Below are 20620 nucleotides of genomic sequence, written 5' to 3'. Positions count from 1 at the left end.
AATTGCAATGCGCCGCATCGGGCGCGAAACGAAAAACGGGAGGAGAAAATCATGAAATCATTGAGCCGTAACATCGGCTTCGCAGCTTTTGCCGCCACCATGATGGCTGCCGGCATGCAGACTGGCCACGCCGAGGACAAGAAGCCCTACACCATCTATCTTTCGAACAATTTCGTCGGCAATGACTGGCGCCAACAGATGGAGCGCGTCGCCACCGTCTCGGTCAACAAAGGGCCGCTGAAGGGCCGCGTCGACCTCAAGATCGAGAATGTCGAGAACACCGTCCAGGCGCAGATCAACTCGCTGAACAACATCATCCGCCAGAAGCCGGACGCCATCCTCGTCGATGCCGGTTCGGACTCGGCCTTGAATCCGACCATCAAGAAGGCCTGCGACGCCGGCATCGTCGTCATCTCCTTCGACCAGGTGGTGACCGAACCCTGCGCCTATGCCGTCGCTTCCGACTGGGACCGCATCCCCTCCGTCATGGCCGAGTGGATGGCCACGCAGCTCGGCGGCAAGGGCAACATCATCCTCGACCGCGGCCTCGCCGGCGCGCCGATCTCGGCGCAGCTGCAGGGGGGCTATGAGAAGGTGCTGGCCAAATATCCCGACATCAAGGTCGTCGGCTACTACAACGGCAACTATGCGCTCGGACCGGAACAGTCGGGTGTCGCGGCGCTGCTCGCCGCCAATCCGAAGATCGACGGCATCATGACGCAAGGCTATGGCTCGGGCGCCATCCAGGCGCTGAAGGATGCCGGCCGGCCGATCGTCCCGGTCGTCGGCTTCTCCTACAATGTCGCCGCCGTCACCTGCGCGCAGACGCAAGGCGCCAAGTGCATCCTGGGCTCCAACCCGGCCTACCTCTCCTCGGAAGCGATCAAGCTGGCGGTCGACATTCTCGACACCGGCAAGAAGCCGGCCGAGCGTTCCGTCTCGGTCAAGGGCGATTTCGTCACCACCGATCCCTTCGAGTCCAAGCTCTATCCGGGCACCAAGATGATCAAGATCGCCATTGGCGAAAATGCCTTCCCGGACCAGGCGCCCGGCCTGACGCTGCCGATCACGCCCGACTGGGTAGAGATCACCGCTGCGGAAGCCGCCGGGGCGAAGTAACATCCGGGACCACGACCCTGTCTCCCGGCATCGCAAGATGTCGGGAGAGCTTTTCGAAGGCGCATGCATGGACCTTGTCACCGTCAACGGCCTGTCCAAACGCTATGGCGGCATTGTCGCGCTGAGCGAGGCGACATTCAGCGCCCGTGCCGGCGAGGTGCATGCCCTGCTTGGCGAGAATGGCGCGGGCAAGAGCACCTTCATCCAGATCCTGTCGGGCGCCGTGCAGCATGAGGGCGGCTCGATCCTGGTTGATGGCCAGGATTATCGCCCGGCCAATCCGGATGCGGCGCAGGCACGCGGCATCGCCGCCGTCTTCCAGGAACTGTCGCTGATCCCCGATCTCAGCGTCGAACAGAACATCTGGTTTCGCCATGAGCCGCGCACGTGGCTTGGCACCGTCAACCGCACTGAGATGCGCCGCAAGACGCTGGCGCTGCTGGAAAAATACAACTTTCCGGCGCTGCGCCCCGACCAGGAGCTGCGGCGGCTGACGCTGGCCGAACGGCAGATCGTCGAGATTGCCAAGGGCCTCGCCAAGGACCCGCGCATCCTGATCCTCGACGAGGCGACCTCGGCGCTGCCGGCGCGGGAAGCTGAATGGCTGCTCAAGCTCACCCGGCAGCTCGCCGCCGAAGGCCGGCTGGTCATCTTCATCTCGCACCGCATGGCCGAGGTGCGCGCCATCGCCGACCGGCTGACCATCTTCCGCAATGGCAGCACCGTTGCCGCGCATGAGGCCAATGCGGTGTCCGACAATGAGATCGTTACCCAGATGATCGGCCGGCATCTCGACCGGCTCTATCCCGAGCGCGTGGCCACCGCGACCGATCGCATCGCACTGAGCGTCAAGGGGGTTTCGAGCGGCAGCCGGCTTTCCGGCGTCGACTTCGCGCTGCGCGAAGGCGAGGTGCTCGGCGTCGGCGGTTTGCAAGGCCATGGCCAGCGCGAACTGTTTCAGGCGCTGTTCGGCGCCACCAAGGCAAGCGGCTCGATCGAACTGTGGGGCAAGCCGGTCTCGATCGGCAATCCGCGCCAGGCGCTGACCGGCAAGGATGGCATCGCGCTGGTACCGGAGGACCGGCGCGGCCAGGGCCTGCTTTTGACCAAGAGCGTGCGCGAGAATTTGACGCTGTCGGTCATCAAGCGCTTCACTGAAAACGGCTTGCTCAGCCGGCAAAAGGAAGCGGCGCTCGTCAAGGAGATGGTCGATTTCCTGCGTATCAAGGCCGGCACGTCGGAACAGCTTGCCGGCACCTTGTCAGGCGGCAACCAGCAGAAGGTGATCTTCGGCAAGATGCTTTTGACGCAGGCGCGCGTGCTGTTGCTCTACGATCCGACGCGCGGCGTCGATGTCGGCACCAAGGGCGAGATTTTCCAGCTGATGCGCGACCTCGCCGCCAAGGGCTATGCGATCCTGTTCCATTCCAGCGACATGCCGGAACTCGTCCATGTCGCCGACCGCGTGCTGGTGATGCGCAACGGCCGCATTGCCGCGACGCTGGAGGGGGATCACATTTCGGAGGAGGAAATCCTGCGCGCCGCCATGCTTGAAACCAGGGCGGCCTGAATCATGGTGATGTCCGTGCAGCAGACTGTGGAGATGGCGCAGAGGCCGGCCGAGACGAAGCCCACCAAGCCGGCCATCGACTGGCGCGGCCGCCTGCTCGACCGCGCGCCGTTCCTGGTCGCCTGCCTGATGCTGGCCTTGATCATCGGCATCTATGGCAGCCTGCAATCCGGCGTCTTCTCGCTGGACGAGCTCAATCTCGACACGGCGGCGGCGATGACGCTGATGCTGGCGGCGACCGGGCAGACCATCGTGCTGCTGCGCGGCGGCATCGACCTGTCGATCGGCGGCATGATCAGCCTCGGCACGGTGATCGCGGCGACGCGCTTTACCGACGATGCGTCGACCACGGCACTTTGGGCGCTGATCATCCTGGCGCTCGGTTTCCTGATCGGCGCACTCAACGGCCTGCTGATCTCGCTGCTCAAGCTGCAGCCCTTCTTGGTCACGCTCGCCACCTGGTCGATCCTCAACGGCGTCGCCATGATCATCCTGCCGACCGATGGCGGCAGCATTCCCTCATGGTGGGTCGGCTTCGCTTCCGCACAGCCCCTCGGCCTGACCAGCCCGGTCTGGATGCTGCTGGTGCTGCTGTTGTTCTGGTGGTGGTTTCGCGCGACGCGGGTCGGCATCGCCATCCAGGCGACCGGCTCCAACGAAAAGTCGGCCTTCCTGTCCGGCGTCCCGATCGCAAGGGTCAACCTCGTCACCTATGGCCTGTCCGGCCTGTTCGCGGCTGGTGCGGCGCTGTTCCTGGTGACGCAGACCGGCGCCGGCTCGCCCACCATCGGCAAGGATTATATCCTGCCCTCTGTGGCGGCGGCGGTCATCGGCGGCGTCAGCCTGTTCGGCGGCCGCGGCCATCTCGCCGGCACGCTGATCGGCGCCTTCGTGCTCACCCTGATCGGCAATCTGGTCTTCGTCCTGCATGTGTCGAGCTATTGGCAGCCGGTCGCCTCCGGCGTCATCCTGTTGCTCTCGGTGCTGGCCAGTTCCGTCGCCGAGAAAGCCGCAAGGAACCGGGTCCAATGAGCGCTTTCCTTGCCCGCAACCGCCTTATCGTGCTCGCCTATGCCGGCATGGTGGTGCTGCTTCTGGTCACGGCGCTGTTCTCGCCGGGTTTCCTGTCGGTCTCCAACATGCGCTCCACCGTCGTGCTGGCCGCCTTCGTCGGCATCGTCGCGCTCGGCCAGACCTTCGTCATCATCGGCGGCGGCATCGACCTGTCGGTGCCCTGGGTGCTGAATTCGGCCGCCATCATCATGGCGCTGCTGTGCGGCGGGCAGGATCTGCCGCTGGTCTGGGTCATGCCGCTGCTGCTTGCCGGCGGCGCTTTCATCGGCCTCATCAACGGCATCGGCGTTGCCCAGTTCGGCGTGCCGCCGATCATCATGACGCTGGCCACAAACGTGATCCTGCAAGGGCTGATCCTGGTGCTGACGGGCGGCTCGCCGACGCCTTCGGCCCCGGCCCTGATCCAGTTCCTGTCGGTCGGGCGGCTCGGTGGTTTTCCGGTCATCGCGCTGATCTGGCTGGCGCTGACCCTGGTGGCGACGCTGCTGCTCTCCAAGGCGGCGTTCGGCCGCCATCTCTACGCGCTAGGCACCAGCGCCACGGTCGCCGAATTCTCCGGCGTGCCGACCGCACGCACCACCATCCTCACCTATGTCATCTCAGGCCTCACCGCCGCTTTCGCCGGCATGCTTTTGACCGGCTATTCCGGCCAAGCCTATCTCGGCATGGGCGACGCCTATCTGTTCACCTCGATCGCGGCGGTGGCCATCGGCGGCGCCTCCATCCTCGGCGGCAGCGGCCATTATCTCGGCACCGTCGCCGGCGCCATGGTGCTCACCATCCTCACCGGCCTTTTGCCGGCGCTGAACCTGTCGAGCGGAGCGCTGCTCATCGTTTACGGCGCTGTCATCCTGCTCACCGTGTCGATCGGCAGCGAGACCTTCGCCGGCCTCGGCGGCAGGCTGCGGAGAAAAGAGGGCTGACCATGGTCGAAATCACTTGCGTCGTCGATGCCAGGGCCGAACTCGGCGAAGGCACGCTCTGGGACCCCAAGGCCGGCGTGCTGTGGTGGATCGACATCTGGAAGAAGCTGATCCACCGCTATGATCCAGCGACCGGCAAGGACGAGACCTTCGAGACACCGGAATATCTCGGCTGCCTCGGCCTGCGCGAGAAGGGCGGCCTTGTGCTGACCATGGCCAACGGCTTTCACTTCTTCGACCCGGCGACCGGCACGTTCCAGGCGATCGTCGACCCGGAATCTCATATGCCCAACACCCGTTTCAATGACGGCAAGCCGGATCGCCAGGGCCGCTTCTGGTCGGGCTCGATGTTCGAGGTGCCGGGTCAGCCGATCGAATTCATCGGCGCGCTTTATAGGCTCGATCCCGACCTTTCCGTGCACAAGATGATCGATGGCATCGGTTGCTCCAATGGGCTGGCCTGGAGCCCGGATTCCAAGACCATGTATTTCTCCGACAGCCATGCCGGCGCGGTGTGGGCCTATGATTTCGAGGCCGCCACCGGCGATATCGAAAACCGCCGCACCTTCATCGACATGACGGCGACCGGCGGCGTCGCCGACGGCGCCACCGTAGATGCCGAGGGATGCTATTGGGTGACCATCCCGGTGACCAGCAAGGTCTGCCGATATGATCCTGATGGCGAATTGATGCAGACCGTGGTTCTGCCGACCGACCTGCCGACCTGCTGCGAATTCGGTGGCAAGGACCTCGACATCCTCTATGTCACGTCAGCCGTCCTCAAGCGCCCGGCCAGCCACTTCGTCCGCCAGAAGAATCCGGGTGGACTGTTCGCGCTCGATGTCGGCGTCAAGGGCCTGACCCTGCCGGCGTTCAAGGGCTAGCCAGCATCGCTGGGGCATCGTTTTGCTATCGAAACGATGCCCGAGGTAGCGGCCATGCGGGCCGCCTTTATCGTTTGACCGCACGTGCCGCGCGGCGAACGCTTTGCAGCAGGATGGCGAGGCAGCCGACCAGCAGCAGCACGCCGCCGAGCAGCGGCGGCAGGGCCAGCAGCTTCACCGCCGCCGCGACGGCGGCCACCAGCACCAGCGCCAACAGCGCCAGATTGCCGTCATCGACGAACATGCCGAGGAATTCCCTGGCAACAAGACGGATGACGCTCATCGGGCGAATCCTCCGGCTGATACGGGATAGGTGCCGCGCAGCCAGCGCACCATGCCAAAGGACGCCAGCGTGACGATGGAGAAGATGGCGAGCAGAGCGAGATCGGCGCCCGGCCAGTCGGCGCCTATGCCTTCGCCGGTCCAGAAGATGCCGAAGCTGGTCAGCATCAGCCCGACCACGAATTTCAGCGCATTCTCCGGCACGCGTGCCAGCGGCCGGTGCACCGCCAGGCCGATAAGCATCACCAGGACGAAGGCTGCCAGCGCGCCCAGGCTGGCGTAGAGCGTCTGCCCATGGGCGGCGCCGACGGCAATGACGATGAACACAACCTCGACACCCTCGAGCAGCACCGCCTTGAACGAGGCCAGGCCGGCGAGGTAGTCGGCGCGGCGGTCATTGGCCTGCTGGCTGAGGGCGGCGGTCTCCTTGGAGAAGGCCGCCTCCTCGTCATGCAGTGCAATGACGCCGACGCTGCGCAGGATGGCCTTTCGCAGCCAGCGCATGCCGAACAGGACCAGCAGCACCCCGACGATGAACTGCAGCGTGGTGATCGGCACCAGCGCCAGCAGCGGCCCGAACGCCAGCACCAGCGCCGCCAGCAACGCCAGCGCCAAGGCGGCGCCAATCAGCGCCGGGCGCCAGCTGCGCGTCACGCCGACCGCAAGCACGATGGTGAAGGCTTCGACGACCTCGACGAAGGAGGCGAGAAATGCCGCCGTGACCGTCGGGAGGATGGGCGTCAGCGTCTGCATGAAAGCTCCCTGTCCTCGTTCGCCCCGGATTCTCTGATCGGGTGTTCCAGGACGCGTGGCCTGGAATCACTTCTGTGGTCAGCACCACATAGCGCTCCGGAAGCCGCGGGAAAGCAAGTGAGCGCCAATGGGCGGCGCTTGGGGCCAATTGAGCCGCGCACGCTGCCGCTGCAGGATGCACGCCTAAATCAGATCATGCCCGACATGTCGGAGAAGGCCATTGCCTTGCGCAGGAGCTCGGCGAAGCGCTCGCCCGCCACTTCGCGCGGGCCGCTATTGTCGATCGTGGTCACGCCGGGGCCGGTCAGGGTCACATTGGCGCTGCGCGCCAGGCGCGCCAGCACTTCGCCGCGCGACTCGCGGCCGCGCATCGCCAGCCGCTCGGCCAACACGTCAGGCGAAGCGGTGATCTCGACAATGGCCAGATTGGCATAGCGCTCGCGCAAGGTGGGAATGATCGCACGCGACACGTTCGCCACCGCCACATGGCCATTGGCGACCGACCAGTCGACATCGGCAGGCAGGCCGTAGCGCAAGCCATGCGCTTCCCAGGAGATGGCGAAGGCGCCGTCGGCCTCGGCCTCGACGAAGGCGGCGTCGGCCAGTGTGTCGTGATCCTCGCTCGCCGCATCGCTTGGCCGGGTGATGACGCGGCGGACGAATTCCAGCCGGGTCTCATCGGCGAAGAGGGCACGGGCGTAACCGATCACCGTGTCCTTGCCGGCGCCGCTCGGCCCCACGACGGCGACAAAGACGCCATGACGCACAGGGAACGTTTCAGCGGACAACTCGCGCTCGATCAAGGCCGACACCATCATGCGACCCGGCGCCCTTGCCGCCAGACGGTGCGCACCACCGGAACATGGTCGTCGACGCGCACGCGCACCAGGTCGGCGCGGCGGCCCTGCTCGATGACGCCGCGGTCGGTCAGGCCAACGGCCTCGGCCGGGTTCTTCGACACCATGGCGACCGCCTGCGGCAGCGAAATGCCTTCGACCATGTCGCCGAGGAAGAAGGCCGACTGGATCAGGCTGAAGGGAATATAGTCTGATGACAAGATGTCGAGCAGCCCGTCGCCGGCCAGCGCGCGCGCCGAGACATTGCCCGAATGCGAGGCGCCGCGCATGACATTCGGCGCACCCATCAGAACACCCAGGCCCGCGGCCTTCGAAGCGCGCGCCGCTTCCTCGGTGGTCGGGAACTCGGCAACGCGCACGCCCTGCTCGATCGCCTCGTCGACATGGCCCGATGTGGCGTCGTCATGGCTGGCAAGCACAATGCCGCGCTCACGGCAGGCAGCCGCGATCACCGCGCGGTTCGGCGCCGAATAGCGCGCCGATTCCGCCATCCGCTTTTCGCAGAACAGTTTGAAGTCGCGGTCGGTCAGCTTCAGCTTGCGCTGGTAGTAATAGGCATAGGTTTCGAGATTGACGAACTGACGCTGGCCGGGCGCATGATCCATCAGCGAGGCCAGCTTGACCCGGTCGTCCCGGTCGAAATCGGCGAAGGCCTGCAGGCAGTCCGGCGCCGAAACCTCGCAGCGCAGATGCAGGAAGTGATCGGCGCGCAGACGATCCTGCGCGACGCTGTCCTCGATGGCATCGGCCAGCTTGCGGATATCGGCTAAGGTGAGGTCGGCGTCCTCGTCCATGCCGACGCGCAAGGCGTCGAGCACGGTGGTGATGCCGGCCGTCGCCACCTGCGCGTCATGGGCAAGCACCGCGGCGATCGGATTCCAGCGCACCTTAGGCCGGGGTGCGTAATGGCCTTCCAGGTGGTCGGTGTGCAGCTCGACCAGCCCGGGAATGACATAGTCGCCGCCCATGTCCTCGCCCGACCGGCTGCCGCCGGCATCGATGCCGGCGATAAAGCCGTCACGCAGCACCAGCGACCCCTCGACGATCTCGTTGGCAAGCACGATGCGGGCGTTGGAAAGAGCGGTTTCGGCGGTCATTTCGGGCAGTCCTTTGGTTCTTCGAGCAGGTTAGTTCAGGCAGTTTTCCTTGCCGGGCGGCGTCCCAGCGCGTGCTGCGAAAGCACCATGAACGGCGCGCCCGGTTCGGGCTCGATAAACAGCGTCAACGCGTCGACCAGCACCGGCTGCCGCAACACATCCGCGAACAGGCTGTCGATTGCTGCGCGCAAACGAGGGCTTTCCTGTGGCCCGGCGCGGCCCGACAGAGTCATGTGGAAGCGGAAGGTCTCGAAGACATAGGGGTAACCCCACTGGCAGAGATTGCGGAACTCGGCCGGCTTCAGCGAATCCGGGCTGCGCCGTTCGATCTCGGCCTCGGTCAGTGGCGCGCGGAAGCGGTCGAAATCGCGCACCACCTCGTCGGCGAAACGGTTGAGCGGCGGCAGCGGTCCTTCCGGCACCAGCGCGAAGAAGCTGTCGATCTGGCTGACGAAGAGACGCGGGATCGTCACAACCGGCGTCGCTTCGGCAAAATGGTCGATTGCGGCGCGCAGCGACGTCTCGGTCTCGCTGGCAGCCAGGCGAAAGGGTGCTTTCAGCGTCGCGTGGAATCCATAGCGGCGTGCCGAGGCGGTGTGGAAGGCAACTTCCTCCGCCGCCAGATCGGCCACGGCCTCAACCGGCCTTGTCGCCGCGCCGAATGGGTCACGGCCCAGCCAGTTGGCGGCGATCCGCGCCAGCGGTTCGTCCTGCCGGGGGGTGAAGTAGATGGCATAACGCATCGAAAATCCTCGTCAGACCGCTGCCATAGGTGATTTCCATGACGGATTGACGAAGCTTTGAAGGGTTTTCGAAGGCAAATCGACCCAATAGGTCCTTAGCCGACGATTTTTCCGAGCTGGACCAATAAGTTCAGCCGGAAACGCAAAACGGTCAGGCCTTCATCAACCATTCGTGCTCGGGCGCATTGTGGAATTTCCACGTCCGCTTCGGCCCGGCCATGACGTTGAGATAGTAGAGATCGTAGCCATGGCAGGCGGCGCAGGGGTGATAGCCTTTGGGCACCAGCACGACATCGCCATCCTCGATCGCCATGGCTTCGTCCAGCGCGCGATGGCCATTCGTGTCGGCATCGGTGTAGACGCGCTGGAAGGCAAAGCCCTGCGGCGGGTTGAGGCGGTGGTAATAGGTCTCCTCGAGATAGGATTCTGCCGGCAGATTGTCCTGGTCATGCTTGTGCGGCGGATAGCTCGACGTGTGGCCGCCCGGCGTGATGACCTCGACCACCAGCAAAGAATCGGCCGGCTTGCCTTCCGGCAGGATGTTGGTGACGTAGCGCGTGTTGGTGCCCTTGCCGCGCACCTCCTGGCCGAGATCGTCCGGCCCGATCACCCGAACCGGCAAGCCGCCGCCGAGGCCGGGGGCCGAGCAGACTGCGAGTTCCAATTCGGTGTCCGCTGTCACCGACCAGTCCGATCCCTCGGGCACATAGACCGACCACGGCTTGCCCTCGAAAGGCGACATACGCGCGCCGAGCAGGCCGAGATCCTTGCCGCCGGCTGTCGCGCTGCCCTTGCCGGTGACGAACACCAGGCAGACTTCGCGGTCTTGCGTCTTTCCCGAGGCGCTTTCGCCGGGCTGCAGCCGATGCAGGTCGAAACCGACATAGGTCCAGCCGGCGCTTTTCGGCGTCACATGGGCAACGCGGCCATGGCCCTTGTCGGCCTTCACCAGCAGCTTCGACATCGGGTTACTCCTTCGGTTCGGACTCGGCCGGCGCCTTGTTCTCATCAACCGGCTTGTACAGATAAAAAAACTGCCAGACGGCATAGCCGGCGAAGCCGAGCGCGATGGTGCCCCAGAATGGCGTGCCGGTGGTGAACTCGATGATCGACCAGATGATACAGACCGCGACGACGGCGACACGCCGCCACAACGGGCGGAAGAAGGGGTGCTCGGAATCTTTCATCGGGCCAATCTACAGCAACCTGCCTCGCCGTGAACCCGTCGCGTCAGGCATTCGGAAAACCCTGGGTTTCGACCGTGTAGCCGGCTGATGTCATCACCCGCATCAGCTCCTTGTGGCCGACCTGCGCCATCTTGAGCGGCGGGTTCTTCTTCGGGTCCTGCTCGGCCTCGACCACGAACCAGCCTTCATAGCCATGGTCGGCGAAGCGCTGCACGATGGCGCCGAAGTCGAGCGAGCCGTCGCCCGGCACGGTGAAGGCGCCGAGCGCCACGGCGTCGAGGAACGACTGTTTCGTGCGGTCGAGCCTGTCGATCACATCCATGCGCACATCCTTCACATGCACATGGCTGATGCGCTTGTGGTGGTTGTCGATGGCGCGCAGCACATCGCCGCCGGCAAAGGCCAGGTGTCCGGCATCGAGCAGCAGCGGAATGCCTTCGCCGGAATGGCGCATGAATGCATCGAGCTCCGGCTCGGTCTCGACCACCGCCGCCATGTGGTGATGATAGGACAGCGGCATGCCTTGTTCGGCGCACCATTCGCCGAATTCGGTCAGGCGCCTTGCATAGGCCTTCATCTCGTCGCCGGTGAGTTTCGGCTTGGTGGCCAGCGGCTTCGAGCGGTCGCCCTGGATCGAGCGGCCGACCTCGCCATAGACGATGCAAGGCGCGTTGACCGCCTTGAACAGCTCGATCATCGGCTGGATGCGATCCTTGTTCTTGCTCATCTCCTCATCGACCAGCGTGCCGGAAAACCAGCCGCCGCACAGCGTCACGTCGGCGGCTTTCAGGATCGGCAGCATGACAGCGGGATCGTTGGGGAAGCGCCGCCCCATCTCCATGCCGGTGAAGCCGGCCGAGCGCGACTGGCGCAGGCACTCCTCCAGCGACACGTCATCGCTCAGTTCCGCAAGATCGTCGTTCCACCACGCGATGGGGGACATGCCCAGTTTGGCTTTCAAGTCGTCACTCCAGTTTCAGTTCGTATCTGTCCTCCCCCTTGTGGGGGTCCGAAGGACGGGCGAGACCCGTGGCTCGCCCCGGCAAGTCGCTGCGAAGCAGCGGGGTGGGGGTGCGACGCCGACCCCCACCCGGACCCTCGGTCCGACCTCCCCACAAGGGGGAGGTAGGGAGCAGCGCCGACTTAGCATCAATCGCCAACGCTCTGCATCTGGCGCTTTTCGTCATAGGCCTTGCGCGCCGCGTTGACCTGCGGCCGCGCGGAGACTTCCGGCACCGCCACATCCCACCAATGGCCGCCGGCGTCGGTGGAGACCAGCGGGTCGGTGTCGATGACCAGCACGGTGGTGCGGTCGTTCGTCTTCGCCTTCTGCAGGGCGTTTTCCAGGCCGGCGATCGACGGCACTTTCTCGGCAATTGCGCCCATGCTCGCCGCGTGCGCGGCGAAGTCGATGTCGGGCAGGATTTCGTGGCGCGAATCCTTCAGGAGATTGTTGAAGTTGGCGCCGCCGGTCGCCATCTGCAGCCGGTTGATGCAGCCATACCCACGGTTGTCGAGCAGCACGATGGTGAGCTTCAAACCCAGCATCACCGAGGTGGCGATCTCCGAATTCAGCATCAGATAGGAGCCGTCGCCGATCATGACGACCACCTCTTCGCCGGGCTTGGCCATCTTGGTGCCGAGCCCGCCGGCAATCTCGTAGCCCATGGTCGAGAAGCCGTATTCGGCGTGGTAGGAACCCGGCGCGCCGGCCTGCCAAAGCTTGTGCAATTCGCCGGGCAGACCGCCGGCTGCATGCAACAAGGTCACGCCGGAGCCCATGGCCCGCTGCACGGCGCCGATCACCTGCGCGTCGGACGGGAAAGCGGCGTTGGTCGAGGCCGTCACCTTGGCCGCGTCGGCCTGCCAGGCCTTCTTGCCCTTGGCCGCATCGTCGGTCCAGGCGGCAGGCGCCTTCCAGCCCTTCAGCACGGCACCGAGTTCGGCCAGTCCCTCGGCCGCGTCGGCGACCAGCGGGAGTGCCCGGTGCTTGCCGGCATCGAAAGGTTGGACGTTCAGCCCGATGATGGTCTTGCCGGAAGTCTTGAAAAGCGCCCATGAGCCGGTGGTGAAATCCTGCAGGCGCGTGCCGATGGCGAGCACCACATCGGCATCTTCCGCCAGCCGGTTGGCGGCCGAGGTGCCGGTGACGCCGACCGCCGCCATGTTGAGCGGATGATCGTCCGGCAGCGAGGATTTGCCGCCTTGTGTCTCGCAGACCGGAATACCGGCGCCCTGGGCGAATTCGGCCAGCGCATCGGAGGCCTGCGAATAGAGAACGCCGCCGCCGGCGATGATCAGCGGCTTCTTCGAGCCCTTGAGTGCCGCCACAGCGGCGGCGAGTTCGTGGCGGTCCGGGCGCGGCCGGCGCTGGTGCCAGACCCGTTCGGCGAAAAAGCTTTCGGGATAGTCATAGGCCTCGGCCTGCACATCCTGGCAGAGCGACAGCGTCACCGGGCCGCAATCGGCCGGATCGGTCAGCACCTGCATGGCGCGGCTCAGCGCCGGGATGATCTGCTCCGGCCGCGTGATGCGGTCGAAATAGCGCGACACCGGACGGAAGCAGTCATTGACCGTCGCCGTGCCGTCGGAAAAATCCTCGGCCTGCTGCAGCACCGGGTCGGGGATGCGGTTGGCGAAGACGTCGCCGGGCAAAAACAGGACAGGCAACCTGTTTACATGGGCAAGCGCCGCCGCCGTCACCATGTTGAGCGCGCCGGGGCCGATCGAAGAGGTCGCGGCCATGAAGCGGCTGCGGAAATTGGCCTTGGCATAGGCGATAGCCGCATGCGCCATCGCCTGTTCATTGTGGGCGCGGAAGGTCGGCAGTTCGTCGCGCACCTGGTAGAGCGCCTCGCCCATGCCAGCGACATTGCCGTGGCCGAAGATCGCCCAGACGCCGCCGAAGATGGGCACTTTTTTGCCGCCGATCTCGGTCATCTGGCGGGACAGGAAGCGGGTCAGCGCCTGCGCCATCGTCAGGCGGATTGTCTTGCTCATGGTGTTTTCCTCCGCAGTCCTTGTGCCGCGCCTTCTTATGCCGCCTTGCGGCCGCGCGCGGCAAGCCACGCCTCGGTCAACTGTTCGAAGCGCGACGCCATGTCGGCGACAGCCTCGTCATCCGACATCCTGCCGGCCAGCCACTCTTCGGCCGCATGGACGAAGATGGTGCGGCCGACGGCGAAACCCTTGACGATCGGCGCCTTGGCGGTGGCCGCAAAGGCGGCTTCCAGCTCGTCCTGCGGCGCTTCCAGCCCAAGCAGCACGATGCCGCGGCACCACGGATCATGCTTCAGGATGACCGCTTCGATCCTGGTCCAGGCACCGGCTGAAGCCTGCGGTTCGAGTTTCCACCAATCCGGCTTGATGCCGAGCGCATAAAGCTCTTCCAGCGCGCGCGGAATGGTCGTGTCGTCGAGCTTGCCGTGCTTGCCCGCGATGATCTCGACGAGCAGTTCCCGGCCGACTTTCCGCGCCGCCTCGAACAGCGCGCGCAATTTCTGCTGCTGTTCCTCCTTCAAGGCCGCCGGATCGTCGGGGTGGTAGAAGCACAGGCACTTGATGCAATGGTCGACCGGCCATTCCACCAGTTGCGAGCCGATGTCCTGCGAGAACTCAAAACGCAGCGGCCGCGAGCCCGGCAGTTCCACAGGGCGTCCGAGCCAGGCGAAGGAATGCCTGGCGAATTCGAACATCGCCTCGCGGCCATGTTTCTCGTCGATCAGCATGCCGTAGCCGTCACGGCCGGCCGCGACCTTCGCCGCCGCCTTGACCGCCAGCACCTTGAAATCGCGGATGCGCGCCGGATCGGCGCCGGCTTTCGCCGCCACGTCTTCTAGCTGCACACGGTGATCGCAGGCGAGTGCCATCAGCGACGGGATATCGCGCCGCCGGGTCGTTGCCCAATGGATATGGTTGATCGCCTCGTCCTTGCGCAGCGCCCTGTATTTGCTGCCGTTCTTGAGGAAGAACTGCAGCTCCTCGAAGGTCGGATATTCCGGCGCGCAGAGCAGCCGCGACACGGCGAAGGCGCCGCAGGCATTGGCCCAGGTCGCCGCCGTCGCATGGTCTTGCCCGCCCAGCCAGCCGCGCAGGAAGCCGGACATGAAGGCGTCGCCGGCCCCCAGCACATTGTAGATCTCGATCGGAAAACCCTTGCCGACGACACCGTCCTCGAGATCGTCGCTGATCGGTCCGTCATAGACGATGCAGCCCATGGCGCCGCGTTTCAGCACGATGGTTGCCGACGACAGTGCGCGGATCGTCTTCAGCGCGCTCAGGCAGTCGTCGGCGCCCGAGGCGATCATAATCTCTTCCTCGGTGCCGACGATGAGATCGCAATCGGGCAGCACGGTCTTCAGCTGGGCCGAGACCCGGTCCGATTTGACATAGCGCTCGAAGCCTTCGGCATGGCCGGCAAGACCCCACAGATTGGGCCGATAGTCGATGTCGAAGATAACCTTGCCGCCCTTGGCTTTCATGATGCGGATCGCCTTGCGTTGGGCGGCGTCGCTGTTGGGGCGGGAAAAATGCGTGCCGGTGACGACGATCGAACGCGCCGAGGCGATGAACGCCTCGTCAATGTCTTCCGGCGCCAGTGCCATGTCGGCGCAGTCCGAGCGGTAGAAGATCATCGGCGAAACGCCTTCGCTCTCGACCGAAAGCAGCACCAGGGCGGTCAACCGCTCCTTGTCGGTCTTCAGCCCATCGGTGTTGACGCCTTCGCGCTTCAGCTGTTCGCGGATGAAGCGGCCCATCTGCTCGTCGCCGACGCGCGTCAGCAGCGCCGAACGCAGGCCGAGCCTCGCCGTGCCGACCGAAATGTTGGCCGGGCAGCCACCGACCGACTTGGCGAAAGAGGTGATGTCCTCCAGCCGCGAGCCGATCTGCTGGCCATAGAGGTCGACGGAAGCGCGACCGATGGTGATGACGTCGAGCGGCGCCTGTTTGGCGTCCACGGCTTCGCTCATTGGAACCTCCCGTCAGACTTGTTGTCAGGAACAACATTGTTTGGGTAACACGCGCGAGCGGCGGCGTGGTGCCGGGAATATGAAATAATAATTCCAATCCATAGTCAATATGGAATGAGCATTCCCGGAGATCTAAAATTGGCTTTTAGGTGCCCGATCAGGCTTTGCGCCTGCGGGTGGTATCGCGCCGCTTCTCGCCGACGCCAACGGTCAACGCCATGGCCAGCGCCATCGTCGCCGACAGCGAACGGAAGCCGGCGAAATCCGCCTCGGCAACCTCGAACCAGACCCTGGCGAACTGGGCGAGCGGCGAAAACGAGCTGTCGGTGATGGCGACGATCGGCACGCCCTGTTCCGAAATGGTGCGTGCTTCCTCGATGGTGGCCGGCGCATAGGGCGAGAAGGAGATGGCGATGACGGCGTCCGCCGGCGTGGCGAAGGCGATCATCTCGGCGTTCAGGCCGGCGGCCGATTCGATCAGCTGGTTGCGGATCTTCAGCTTGCCCAGCGCATAGGCGATATAGGTCGCCACCGGATAGGAGCGCCGCTTGGCCAGGACATAGATGGTCTGCGCCTTTGCCAGCAGCGAAATCGCCTCTTCCAGATGCGCATCGTCCAGCGTGCGCGAAATGTCGTTGAGCGAGGTGCTGGCGGCGGCGACGAAGCCGTCGAAGATCGCGCGGTGACCGGCGCCGCCCTCGGCCTTGGCGCGCAGCGCCTGCAGCCGCTCGTCATAGGATGAGTTGCGCTCGCGCAGCCGCTCGCGGAACACCTGCTGCAGGCTGGTGAAGCCGTCGAAGCCGAGCTGCTGGGCAAAGCGGATCAGGGTGGAGGGCTGCACGCCGGCCGAGGCGGCGATGCTGGCGGCGGTACCGAAGGCGATGTCGTCGGGATTGTCGAGCGCGTAGGCGGCGATCTGGGCGATGCGCTTGGGCAGGCTTTCGCGCCGGTCCAGGATGGTGGCGCGCAGCGTCTCGAAGTCGCGAGGTACCCGTTCGTCCATCGTCGGCCCGTCCAAGCTCATCCGTGAAACGTCCTCTCTGCCCCATCATAGCGAGCCTGCGCAAGAACGCCATAAAAAATGAGGCAGACATTCCATTTGGAGAGAAAATGGACTAATTCATCCACGCAGTGCTTCAGGCAGCGGAGGAAACGGAAAATGGTCGGCGTCGGTCTTATCGGCACGGGTTTCATGGGCAAGTGCCACGCCATTGCGTGGAGTGCCGTCGGCGCCGTCTTTCCCGACGTGGCCAAGCCCAGGCTCGTCCATCTCGGCGAGGTCAATGAGGAGCTTGCCCGGCGCAAGGCCGGGGAGTTCGGCTTCGCCAAGGCCTCAGGCGACTGGCGCGCCGTCGTCAACGATCCGGAAGTCGATATCGTCTCGCTGACCACGCCCAACCAGTTCCATCCGGAAATGGCCATCGCCATCCTCCAGGCCGGCAAGCATCTGTGGTGCGAAAAGCCGATGGCGCCGAGCTTTGCCGAAGCCGAGGCGATGGCGGAAGCGGCCAGGAAATCCGGCAAGGTCGCTGCCCTTGGCTACAATTACATCCAGAGCCCGGCCATCCGTCACATCGGCGCGCTGCTCGACGAGAAGATCATCGGCGAGGTCAACCATCTGCGCATCGAGATGGACGAGGATTTCATGGCCGATCCCGAGGCGTTGTTCTTCTGGAAGCACGAGGCCGCTTCCGGCTATGGTGCCCTCGACGATTTCGCCGTGCATCCGCTGTCGCTGGTCTCTGTCCTGTTCGGCCGCGTCGCCAGCGTCATCTGCGATATGGCCAAGCCTTATGCCGACCGCAAGCTGGCGGCCGGCGGCCGCCGCGCGGTCGAGACCTACGACATCGCCAGCATCTTGATGCATCTGGAAAACGGCAGTGCCGGCACGCTCCAGGTCAACCGCTCGGCCTGGGGCCGCAAGGGCCGCATCGCCATCCAGATCTTCGGCTCCAAGGGCTCGATCCTGTTCGACCAGGAGCGAATGAACGAATTGCAGCTCTATCTCACCGCGGATCGCCCGACCGAACAGGGCTACCGCACCATCCTGGTGGCGCCGCACCACAAGCCCTACGACGCCTTCCTGCCGGCGCCCGGCCATGGCCTGGGCTTCAACGACCTCAAGATCATCGAGTGCCACGAATTGCTGACGCGGCTCGCCGGCCGACCGGCGCGCCTCATCGAATTCGCCGAGGGTCTGGAGATCGAGCGCACCGTGCACGCCATGGCACGCTCCTTCGAGGAAAAGCGCTGGGTGGATGTACGGTAATACCCGCTCGTCTAGCCGCCGGGGGCCGGGGTTTCCCAGCCGTCGACCCAGATTTGGCGCAGGCGGTCGCCTTCGCCCTTGAAGTGCAGCCCGGTCGGCTGGCAGTCCTCGATGCGGTCGCTGCGGAAATTGCGGATCGCGTGCCGCAGTTCGCACCAGGCGACGATGTTGGCGGACTCGGCGTAGTAGATCAGCGCGATCGGCCGGATGATGCGTTGCGTGGTCCGGCCTGCTTCGTCGCGATAGGAGAGGTCGAGCTTCTCCTCGTCGCGGACGGCGCGGCGCACCAGCGCCAGGTCGATCGTGCCGGCCGAGGGGGCGGCAAAGCCCCAGGCATGCAGGGCATTGGCGTCGAATGTCTGGCGCAGCGGCGGCGGCACCGCGCCGGCGATCTTGCTGCTGACGCGCTTGGCCGCCTGCTTGAGCTCGTCGTCGCCCGTGCGCTCCAGCAGCGCCAGCGACAGCACGATCGCCTCCATCTCCTCGATCGAAAACATCAGCGGCGGCAGGTCGAAACCGGGGCGCAAGATATAACCGATGCCGCGCCCACCCTCGATCGGCACGCGCATCGCCTGAAGTGCGGCGATGTCCCGATAGATCGAACGGATCGTCACTTCCAGCCGTTCGGCGATCATGGCGGCCGTCACCGGCTGCCGCGCCAGCCGCAGGATCTGGATGATCTCGAACAGGCGTGACGCCTTGCGCATTTTCCTCACCCGGCTCCGACCGCAACTGACACACCCTTGTCAGTTGGGTCGACCTATAGGACTGCCTATCGAATTGAAAATCAACAGGTTCCGCTGCGGCTTGGTGGAACGAGGCGACAGGCAACTGACATGGGCTACGCGGGAAATCTCTGGCTTTTCTTTATCCTGCTGTTCGGCATCATCGCCGTTCCGGGCATGGACATGCTGTTCGTGCTGGCCAATGCGCTGACCGGCGGCCGCGACAGGGGTCTGGCCGCGACCGGCGGCATCATGGTCGGCGGCATGGTGCACACGCTGAACGGGGCGATCGGCGTCGGCCTGCTGATGCATTTCGTGCCGATCCTGTCCAAGCCGTTGCTGATCGCCGGCGCCGCCTACATGGCCTTCATCGGCATCACGCTGATGCGCAGCTCCATCACCGTCGGTCAGGACGAGCCTGTCGGCAGCCGCTCCGCATGGAAGGCGTTTCGCCAGGGGCTGGTGACCTGCCTGATCAATCCGAAGGCCTATCTGTTCGTGCTTGCCGTCTATCCGCAGTTCCTGAAGCCGGACTACGGCCCGATCTGGGTGCAGGCGACTGTCATGGGTCTGATGACGGTGATCACCCAGGCCGGGATCTATGGCGGGCTTGCAATCACCGCCGGCCGCAGCCGCAAGCTTCTGATCGCCAATCCGCGGGCGACCATCCTTGCCGGCCGCGCGGCCGGGCTGTTGCTCTTTGCGGTCTCGGTGTTCACCGCCTGGGAAGGGCTGAGGACGGCGTAATCCAGCGCCGCCCTTCCCACATTGCCGTCCTGTCAGGCAGCGCCTTGCCGGCTTTCCAGCATGGCGCGGCGTGCCGACCGGCGCCATTCGACGGCGCCGGCAAGGCCGTGCAGCACGGTCTCGGTGGTCGCCCAGTCGATACAGCCATCCGTGATGCTCTGGCCATATACGAGCGGCTTGCCGGGCACCACGTCCTGCCGGCCGGCGACGAGATTGCTCTCGATCATCAGGCCGATGATGCGCTCGTCGCCCGCCGCCACCTGGCCGGCCACATCGGCCGCCACCTTGGGCTGGTTCTCCGGCTTCTTGGTCGAGTTGGCGTGGCTGGCATCGATCATCAGCCGCGGCGCGACACCGATGCGGGCGAGTTCGAGCGAGGCCGCCTCGACGCTTGCCGCGTCATAGTTCGGCTGGACGCCGCCGCGCAGGATGACGTGGCAGTCTTCATTGCCCGTGGTGGTGGCAATGCCGCTGCGTCCCCCCTTGGTCACCGCCATGAAATGATGCGGCTGGGCGGCCGATTTTACCGCCTCGCCGGCGATCCTGAGATTGCCGTCGGTGCCGTTCTTGAAGCCGACCGGGCAGGACAGGCCCGAGGCCAGCTCGCGGTGGATCTGGCTCTCGGTGGTGCGCGCGCCGATGGCGCCCCAGGCGACGAGGTCGGCAATGTATTGTGGCGTGGTCATGTCGAGGAATTCGGTCGCCGCCGGCAGGCCGAGATTGTTGACCGCCGACAGCACATTGCGCGCCATTCTGAGCCCCTTGTCGATGTTGAAGCTGCCGTCGAGGTCGGGATCGTTGATCAGCCCTTTCCAGCCGACCGTCGTGCGTGGCTTCTCGAAATACACCCGCATCACGATCTCGAGCCGGTCGGACAGGGTCTCGCGCAGCGCCGCCAGACGGCTGGCATAGTCAACGGCCGCGACCGGATCATGGATCGAACAGGGTCCGACGACGACAAGCAATCGGTCGTCAGTGCCGTTCAGAATAGCATGGATGGCGTTGCGCGAGGCGCTGACGGTGCGCGTCGCCGTCAGCGTGCGCGGGATTTCCCGCATCACCTGGTCCGGCGTGCTCAGTTCTCGGATTTCCTTGACCCGTAGGTCGTCTGTGGTGGTCAACACGGCTTTCTGCTCCTGTTAGGAGACCTGCCGGCTGAAACAAAAAAGCCGCCAGGTCTGGCGGCTGTTCGGATTGTATTGCTGCAATCTTCAGATTGAGCGCAATCCTCCCGCCGCCAGCGAGCTGCTAAAGTACCAATAGGTGGCGGACAGGTGGATCATGCGGCTCATATAGTCGAAGCCGAGGCGTTTGTCACGTCCCCTTGACGACAGTCAATCAGGGTTGAGCCGTACCCTCGCGATTTCGTCATCCTCAGGCTGCGCCGCGTCGCTTCGCTCCTTGCTCCGCCCGTGGATGA

At 64.9% G+C, this 20620-nt stretch carries 20 protein-coding genes; 7 read left to right on the top strand and 13 right to left on the bottom strand.

Going from position 1 to position 20620, the window contains the following annotated elements; all coding sequences use genetic code 11:
* Positions 1–51: 51 nt before the first annotated feature.
* The 5 genes from JG747_RS02480 to JG747_RS02460 all read left to right on the top strand — a co-directional run bounded on the left by JG747_RS02480 (position 52) and on the right by JG747_RS02460 (position 5570).
* Positions 52–1119, top strand: a complete 1068-nt coding sequence (locus JG747_RS02480) for a substrate-binding domain-containing protein (protein WP_019862578.1) — start codon at positions 52–54, stop codon at positions 1117–1119.
* 67 nt (positions 1120–1186) lie between these two features.
* Complete coding sequence (locus tag JG747_RS02475) at positions 1187–2689, top strand: sugar ABC transporter ATP-binding protein (RefSeq protein WP_244748320.1); 1503 nt, start codon at positions 1187–1189, stop codon at positions 2687–2689.
* A 9-nt stretch (positions 2690–2698) separates the two neighbouring features.
* Entirely contained in the window at positions 2699–3721 is a 1023-nt protein-coding gene (locus JG747_RS02470; RefSeq protein WP_244748416.1) for an ABC transporter permease, read from the top strand.
* On the top strand, positions 3718–4686 hold the full coding sequence (locus JG747_RS02465; RefSeq protein ID WP_038651383.1) for an ABC transporter permease: 969 nt from the start codon (positions 3718–3720) through the stop codon (positions 4684–4686). Before JG747_RS02470 ends, JG747_RS02465 begins: the two co-directional genes overlap by 4 nt.
* Before the next feature lie 2 nt (positions 4687–4688).
* Positions 4689–5570: an SMP-30/gluconolactonase/LRE family protein gene (locus JG747_RS02460; RefSeq protein WP_019862583.1), complete on the top strand. Its 882-nt coding sequence runs from the start codon at positions 4689–4691 to the stop codon at positions 5568–5570.
* Between the two features lie 67 nt (positions 5571–5637).
* Here the strand turns inward: JG747_RS02460 and JG747_RS02455 are convergent, their stop codons facing one another.
* From JG747_RS02455 to JG747_RS02405, 11 genes are all read right to left on the bottom strand, one after another.
* Complete coding sequence (locus JG747_RS02455) at positions 5638–5853, bottom strand: hypothetical protein (protein ID WP_019862585.1); 216 nt, start codon at positions 5851–5853, stop codon at positions 5638–5640.
* Positions 5850–6605 (bottom strand): COG4280 domain-containing protein, encoded by a 756-nt coding sequence (locus tag JG747_RS02450; RefSeq protein ID WP_202361076.1) that lies wholly within the window; start codon positions 6603–6605, stop codon positions 5850–5852. The genes JG747_RS02455 and JG747_RS02450 overlap by 4 nt, the downstream gene beginning before the upstream one ends.
* A gap of 188 nt (positions 6606–6793) precedes the next feature.
* Positions 6794–7423, bottom strand: a complete 630-nt coding sequence (gene phnN, locus JG747_RS02445; RefSeq protein ID WP_064985184.1) for a phosphonate metabolism protein/1,5-bisphosphokinase (PRPP-forming) PhnN — start codon at positions 7421–7423, stop codon at positions 6794–6796.
* Positions 7420–8559, bottom strand: coding sequence for an alpha-D-ribose 1-methylphosphonate 5-triphosphate diphosphatase (locus JG747_RS02440; protein ID WP_202361075.1), 1140 nt, complete (start codon positions 8557–8559; stop codon positions 7420–7422). Before JG747_RS02440 ends, phnN begins: the two co-directional genes overlap by 4 nt.
* Before the next feature lie 35 nt (positions 8560–8594).
* Positions 8595–9302, bottom strand: a complete 708-nt coding sequence (locus JG747_RS02435) for a DUF1045 domain-containing protein (RefSeq protein WP_038651398.1) — start codon at positions 9300–9302, stop codon at positions 8595–8597.
* 151 nt (positions 9303–9453) lie between these two features.
* Positions 9454–10266 (bottom strand): 5-deoxy-glucuronate isomerase, encoded by an 813-nt coding sequence (iolB, locus tag JG747_RS02430; protein ID WP_038651401.1) that lies wholly within the window; start codon positions 10264–10266, stop codon positions 9454–9456.
* A 4-nt stretch (positions 10267–10270) separates the two neighbouring features.
* Positions 10271–10489, bottom strand: a complete 219-nt coding sequence (locus tag JG747_RS02425) for a hypothetical protein (protein WP_019862591.1) — start codon at positions 10487–10489, stop codon at positions 10271–10273.
* Between the two features lie 43 nt (positions 10490–10532).
* Complete coding sequence (iolE, locus tag JG747_RS02420) at positions 10533–11450, bottom strand: myo-inosose-2 dehydratase (protein ID WP_038651404.1); 918 nt, start codon at positions 11448–11450, stop codon at positions 10533–10535.
* 188 nt (positions 11451–11638) lie between these two features.
* On the bottom strand, positions 11639–13489 hold the full coding sequence (gene iolD, locus JG747_RS02415) for a 3D-(3,5/4)-trihydroxycyclohexane-1,2-dione acylhydrolase (decyclizing) (RefSeq protein WP_202361074.1): 1851 nt from the start codon (positions 13487–13489) through the stop codon (positions 11639–11641).
* A gap of 35 nt (positions 13490–13524) precedes the next feature.
* Positions 13525–15459: a bifunctional 5-dehydro-2-deoxygluconokinase/5-dehydro-2-deoxyphosphogluconate aldolase gene (locus JG747_RS02410; RefSeq protein WP_019862594.1), complete on the bottom strand. Its 1935-nt coding sequence runs from the start codon at positions 15457–15459 to the stop codon at positions 13525–13527.
* 157 nt (positions 15460–15616) lie between these two features.
* A complete protein-coding gene (locus JG747_RS02405) occupies positions 15617–16462 on the bottom strand; it encodes a MurR/RpiR family transcriptional regulator (RefSeq protein WP_032932584.1) in 846 nt (281 codons plus the stop codon).
* A 156-nt stretch (positions 16463–16618) separates the two neighbouring features.
* Between JG747_RS02405 and JG747_RS02400 the strand changes: the two genes are divergently transcribed.
* Positions 16619–17728: a Gfo/Idh/MocA family protein gene (locus JG747_RS02400; protein WP_202361073.1), complete on the top strand. Its 1110-nt coding sequence runs from the start codon at positions 16619–16621 to the stop codon at positions 17726–17728.
* 11 nt (positions 17729–17739) lie between these two features.
* On the opposite strand, the gene JG747_RS02395 is transcribed toward JG747_RS02400, so the two are convergent.
* A complete protein-coding gene (locus JG747_RS02395; protein WP_027047635.1) occupies positions 17740–18435 on the bottom strand; it encodes a helix-turn-helix transcriptional regulator in 696 nt (231 codons plus the stop codon).
* A gap of 129 nt (positions 18436–18564) precedes the next feature.
* Between JG747_RS02395 and JG747_RS02390 the strand changes: the two genes are divergently transcribed.
* The gene (locus tag JG747_RS02390; protein WP_202361072.1) at positions 18565–19200 is read left to right on the top strand and encodes a LysE family translocator; all 636 of its coding nucleotides are present in this window, start codon (positions 18565–18567) and stop codon (positions 19198–19200) included.
* Positions 19201–19232: 32 nt separating this feature from the next.
* Here the strand turns inward: JG747_RS02390 and JG747_RS02385 are convergent, their stop codons facing one another.
* Positions 19233–20324 (bottom strand): 3-deoxy-7-phosphoheptulonate synthase, encoded by a 1092-nt coding sequence (locus JG747_RS02385; protein WP_019862600.1) that lies wholly within the window; start codon positions 20322–20324, stop codon positions 19233–19235.
* Positions 20325–20620 lie beyond the last annotated feature (296 nt).

Origin of the sequence: Mesorhizobium sp. 131-3-5 (assembly GCF_016756575.1) — a bacterium.
In the GTDB taxonomy this organism is placed as follows: Bacteria; Pseudomonadota; Alphaproteobacteria; order Rhizobiales; family Rhizobiaceae; genus Mesorhizobium; species Mesorhizobium jarvisii.
Note: the sequence above shows the minus strand (reverse complement) of the source record. Positions and strands in the feature narration are given on the sequence as shown.